Here is a 5821-nt window from a genome sequence, read left to right on the forward strand (position 1 = left end):
ATAAGTCGTTGAAAGAAGCAAGATTCTTGCTTGTAACCCGCTCACGCAACACGAGGCACCACCTATGATCAAAGCATGGCTGATGGATGAGATGTTTCGGTTCGATCGTGCCCACTTGATGGTCGAAGGCACCCAAGGCGAGTGGGGCGCCGGCGATTCGATTGCCGAGGAGGAAGAACTCCCGCCAGCTCCCACCAATGTCGCAGCAAAGTGTGGCAACGGACGGATCACCATCACATGGGATTCTGTACCGGACGCGATGTACTACAATCTTTATTTCCAAACAACCAAAGGGGTGCAGATCAAGTTCTCCGAGTTGACAAGGCCCATCGCGGGTCCGGAGGACTTCAAGGCTGTGATCGGCGTCAAGAAGGAAAAAGCGACCTGCATCGAGGGCGCGCAATCGCCGTTTGTGCATGACGACCTCGCGAACGGAACCTGCTACCACTATGTCGTGACTGTCGTGACGCCCAAAGGGGAAAGTCCGGAATCTCAAGAAGTGATGGCCATTCCAGCTCCCTATCTCCTGGCGATGAATCTCGGCCAAGAGGGGGTAGATGACGGAGAGTTCAGTTCACCGACCGGGATTGCCTTGGACAAAGAAGGCAACATTTATGTGGCCGACACAGATAACCATTCGATTCAGAAGTTCGACAAGACTGGAAAGTTTCTGGCGCGGTGGGGAGGAGAGCCTTCTGCAGAGGAGGGCGGCTTCTATTATCCGCGCGGATTGGCGGTCGGAGCGAACGATACCCTCTATGTTGCCGACAGCGGGAACAACCGTGTCCAGCGGTTTGACTTGGAGGGGAACGTCATGCAGGCCTGGGGCAAGTTCGGTTTTGCCTGGCGGGGCGCCGATATGGGCAAGTTTGACGTACCCTGGGGCCTGGCCACGGATCAGGAAGGCAACCTCTACGTCTCCGATACGAGTAATGCCCGTATCCAGAAGTTCAAGGCGGACGGGACGCCGTTATTGAAATGGGGACGGGACGGCAGCTACGACGGAGCCTTCTTTTTCCCGCGGGGAGTCGCCGTGGATTTCGTCGGAAACATCTACGTGGCCGACGAGAGCAACAACCGAATCCAGAAATTTGATGCGAGAGGCAGTTTCCTGACCAAGTGGGGCCGTGAGGGTTCCGGTCCGGGCCAGTTTAAATCGCCTTGGGGGATCGCCTGCGACGCCTTGGGGAATGTGTACGTGGTTGACACCGGCAACCACCGGGTTCAGAAGTTCGACGGCAACGGGACGTTCCTCTGTGCGTGGGGGAATCGTGGAAAATCCCAAGGCCAGTTGAATTTCCCCTATGGAATCGCCGTCGATAAGGAAGGGGCCGTGTTTGTCGTCGACAGCGGCAACAATCGCATTCTTAAGTACGTGCCGACAGACGAAGAATTGAACCGCGGAAAGGAAGAGGCTCCGAAGTCTCAGGATCTGAGCAGCACGCCGCCGCCCCATAGCGTGGTGGCCAAGGCCGGCGACACAGAAGTGTTTTTGAGCTGGATGGAAGTGCCGGGTGCGACATCGTACAACCTGTACTTCAATACCTCGCCGGATCTGACAATTCAAAGCGGAACGAAGATCGAAGGGGTGATGAATCCCTTTACACATACCGGGCTGTCGAACGACACGGCGTATCACTACGCAGTGACGGCCGTATTCGAGGATGGAACGGAAAGTGCACTCTCCGGCGAAGTGACGGCAACTCCTGTGCTCATCGATATTACGGCACCTCAAAACCCCTACGCTGTCATCAATCACGGCGCGTTCATGACAAACACGCCGGAAGTGGTTGTGACGATTTCCGCGAACGATATCGATACGGGGGTCGGAGCCTACTATATTTCGGAAGCGCCGATGACACCGATGGCGGGGTCTCCCGGATGGGTTGATGTCACCCCAGCCAATAAGTTCGGTGCGACCATACCCTTCATTTTGTCTCCAGGAGACGGGCAGAAATCGATCTATGTGTGGTTCAAGGATGTCGGCGGCAACGTGTCGACGCCGGCTTCGGCGACCATACTTGTGAACACGTCCGGATATCTCTGCGTCGCCCGTTGGGGCCAAACAGGTCGTGGAGCGTCATTGCTTCACGGCGGTGAATTCATGGCGCCGATATACGGACTGTCCGTCGATCAACAGGGATCGCTGTTCGTCGTCGACAACGGCAACAACCGTATCCAGAAGTTCGATAATGCTGGAACCTTCATCATTCTGTGGGGAAGTTTCGGCTCGGCCAATGCGAATTTCCACAATCCCACCGGCATTGCATGCGACGGCAAAGGCGACGTCTGGGTCGTCGATACCAGCAACCATCGCGTGCAGAAGTTTGACGGCAAGCTGGGGGGCTATGTCATGAAGTTTGGTTCGCGAGGCAACGGCGAAGGGCAGTTTAATTCGCCGTGGGGCATCGCGGTTGACCGCGTTCGCGGTTTTGTCTATGTGGTCGACAGCGCCAACTTCCGTGTGCAGAAGTTCGACATGAGCGGAGAATTCATCATGTCCTGGGGCAGTTTCGGCAACGGTGACGGCCAATTCTATTTCCCGCGCGGGATCGCGGTGGACCAGAATGACGGCGCCGTCTACGTCGTCGATATGGGGAACCACCGCATTCAGAAGTTCGACACCAGCACGAACGTGTTACCCCAGCTACTGAACAAGTGGGGCGGCAGTTCGGATCCTGGTCATGCGAGCAGTCCTCTGGCGCAAGAAGCGGGGCAATTGCGTTCTCCATGGGGCATTGCCGTGGACGGTGCGGGAGACGTGTATGTGACGGACACAGGAAATCATCGCGTCGAGAAATTCGACAAAGAAGGCAATTTCATTACTCAATGGGGCGGCTACGGAGTGGGGAACGGGCAGTTCAATTTCCCCTACGGCATCGCGGTCGATGCCAGGGGCAGTGTGTTCGTCGTCGACAGCGGGAACACACGCGTGCAGCAATTCATGCCGGCTGATGAAGGAAGCGAACGGCTCCAGGAGGAGGCCGAGGCCGCCGCGGAAATTGAAAAGGCCCAGGAAGAGTCAAAAACCTCCTAGGCAAGCCGATACAAGAAGGGGGATGTAATGCTCGACAAGGAACCTCGCCTGGGACTCACCTACGACGATGTCGTGCTCGTGCCGGCGAAGTCTGCCATCCTGCCCAGCGAAGTCGACATTCGAACCCGCTTGACGCGCAACATCGACATCAACATCCCGGTCATCAGCTCGGCGATGGATACGGTAACCGAGTCACGGCTGGCGATTGCCATGGCACGTGAGGGAGGGCTGGGCATCATCCATCGAGTGCTTATGCCGGCCGATCAGGCTGCGGAAGTCGACCGGGTCAAAAAGTCCGAGAGCGGGATGATTCTCGACCCGGTGACGATCTCGCCGGATGAAACGATTCGGGACGCCCATCAGCTGATGGCCAAATACCGCATTTCCGGTATTCCTGTCACCAAGCAGGGCAAGCTGGTCGGCATCCTGACCAATCGAGACCTTCGCTTCGAATCCCGCATGGATCTCAAGGTTTCCCAAGTGATGAGGCGTGAAAAGCTTGTGACCGCTCCGGAAGGGACGAGTCTGGAAAAGGCTCGCGAGATCCTGCATGAGCACCGGATTGAGAAATTGCCCGTCGTCAACGAGCAGGGGGAGCTCAAAGGATTGATCACGATTAAGGACATCGAGAAGCGCATCAAATATCCCAATGCCTGCAAGGATGCCCATGGTCGGCTTCGTGTGGGAGCTGCCGTCGGAGTCGGAGCCGATACGGAAGACCGTGTCGCGCGGCTCAAGAAGGCGGGTGTCGATCTCGTTGTCGTGGATACGGCGCACGGCCATTCGCAGGCGGTGCTTGATACGGTGAAGATGATCAAGAAGCAGCATCCGGAGCTCGAACTCGTCGCCGGGAACATTGCTACCGCCGATGCGGCAAAGGACCTTCTAAAAGCCGGTGTCGACGCCGTGAAAGTCGGCGTGGGGCCCGGGTCTATTTGCACAACCCGTATCGTTTCCGGGTCCGGCATGCCCCAACTGACCGCCATCTCCGATTGCGCCAAAGTCCTTGACGGCAGCGGTGTGCCGATCATTGCGGACGGTGGAATCAAGTTCTCGGGCGACATCAGTAAAGCATTGGCTGCAGGAGCTTCCTCGGTCATGCTGGGTGGCTTGCTGGCTGGGACGGAAGAGTCGCCCGGTGAGACGGTGCTCTATCAGGCAAGGACCTATAAGGTGTATCGGGGCATGGGTTCCATCGGTGCCATGGAGCGGGGCGGTGGTGATCGTTACGGTCAAGGCGGTCGTCCTGCTCAAAAGCTGGTGCCGGAAGGGATAGAAGGGCGAGTACCGTATAAAGGGCCGGTTTCGGCGGTGATTTACCAGCTGGTCGGCGGAGTGAAATCGGGCATGGGCTATTGCGGGTGCAAAACGATTCCTGATCTCCAGCAGAAGGCCACCTTCATTCGGCAAACCGTAGCGGGTCTTCGAGAGAGCCACGTGCACGACGTCATTATCACGAAGGAAGCACCGAACTATCGGATGGATTGGGAGTAGTTTCTGGTAAAGGGTTAGGGGAAGGAGTGAGGGGCTCCGAAACCTGACCCGGTTTCGAGTCGCTCGTCACTTCTTGCGCCTCATCCCTCACCCCGACAGCACCAAGATGGAACTCTGGCACAATAGGATTCTGGTTCTCGACTTCGGATCGCAGTACACGCAGCTGATTGCGCGACGCATACGCGAATCTCAGGTCTACTCGCAAATCCTGCCCTGCACCGCGCCGCTGGCGACAATTCTCGCCTATCGCCCTCAAGGAATCGTCCTCTCCGGCGGCCCTTCCAGCGTCTACGAAAAAAAAGCTCCGCTGGTTGCTGAAGAACTCTTTGATCAAGGCATTCCGATTCTGGGCATCTGCTATGGCATGCAATTGGTGACGCACCTGTCGGGCGGAGAAGTCGCCAAATCAAAGCATCGTGAGTACGGCAGGGCCGATTTGACGATCGACGACAGTAGCGACTTGTTCAAGGGGGTCGGCCAAGCCGGAGCGACGGTCGTGTGGATGTCGCATGGAGACCGCATCGAACGGATGCCGCCCGGCTTTCGGTCGATCGCCCATACAGGGAATTCGCCGGTTGCCGCGATGAAGCGCGACGATCACAAGCGGCGGATCTATTGCTTGCAGTTCCATCCCGAAGTCGCGCATACCCCGGAAGGGACGCAGATCCTCCGCAATTTCGTTTATGACATCTGTGGATGCAAACCGACGTGGACGATGCAGTCTTATGTCGAGTCGGCGGTGGGGCAGATACGAACGCAGGTCGGAAAGGATCGTGTCATCTGCGCGCTGAGCGGCGGCGTGGATTCATCGGTCGCGGCGGCGCTTACCCATAGAGCCATCGGAGATCAATTGACTTGCATCTTCGTGGACAACGGAGTCTTGCGGGCCGGTGAGCGGGATCAGGTGCAGAAGACGTTCGCTTCCCAATTGCATCTCAATCTTCGCATTCTCGATCGAACGGACCAGTTCCTGGCCGGTCTCAAGAATGTCGTCGATCCCGAGCGAAAACGGAAAATCATCGGCCGCCAGTTCATCAAGCATTTCGAAGAGGAGTCGAAGAAACTCAAAGGGGTCAAGTATCTGGTGCAGGGAACGCTCTATCCGGACGTGATCGAGAGCGTCAGTTTCAAGGGTCCGTCCGCCACGATCAAGACCCATCACAACGTCGGAGGATTGCCGGCGCGCATGAGATTGAAGTTAATCGAGCCCTTGCGCGAACTCTTCAAGGACGAAGTGCGTGTGCTCGGCAAAGAACTGGGGTTGTCTGACGTCATTATCTGGCGGCAGCC

Annotated in this window: 3 protein-coding genes; all 3 read left to right on the forward strand. The window is 57.1% G+C overall.

The genetic code is table 11. The features are described from left to right. The first annotated feature begins 64 nt into the window (after nt 1-64). Nucleotides 65-3037 (forward strand): 6-bladed beta-propeller, encoded by a 2973-nt coding sequence (locus tag ACWVCN_RS03505; RefSeq protein ID WP_455244127.1) that lies wholly within the window; start codon nt 65-67, stop codon nt 3035-3037. 27 nt (nt 3038-3064) lie between these two features. Continuing rightward, nucleotides 3065-4531 (forward strand): IMP dehydrogenase, encoded by a 1467-nt coding sequence (gene guaB, locus ACWVCN_RS03510; protein ID WP_455244128.1) that lies wholly within the window; start codon nt 3065-3067, stop codon nt 4529-4531. A gap of 106 nt (nt 4532-4637) precedes the next feature. Beyond that, the coding region (gene guaA, locus ACWVCN_RS03515; protein ID WP_455244129.1) for a glutamine-hydrolyzing GMP synthase at nt 4638-5821 on the forward strand (1184 nt) is incomplete at its 3' end.

Source organism: Petrachloros mirabilis (assembly GCF_975968855.1).

Bases quoted from the DNA above. Each gene is read 5' to 3' on its own strand.
- ACWVCN_RS03505 (WP_455244127.1), top strand. From the start codon at position 65: ATGATCAAAGCATGGCTGATGGATGAGATGTTTCGGTTCGATCGTGCC.
- guaB (WP_455244128.1), top strand. From the start codon at position 3,065: ATGCTCGACAAGGAACCTCGCCTGGGACTCACCTACGACGATGTCGTG.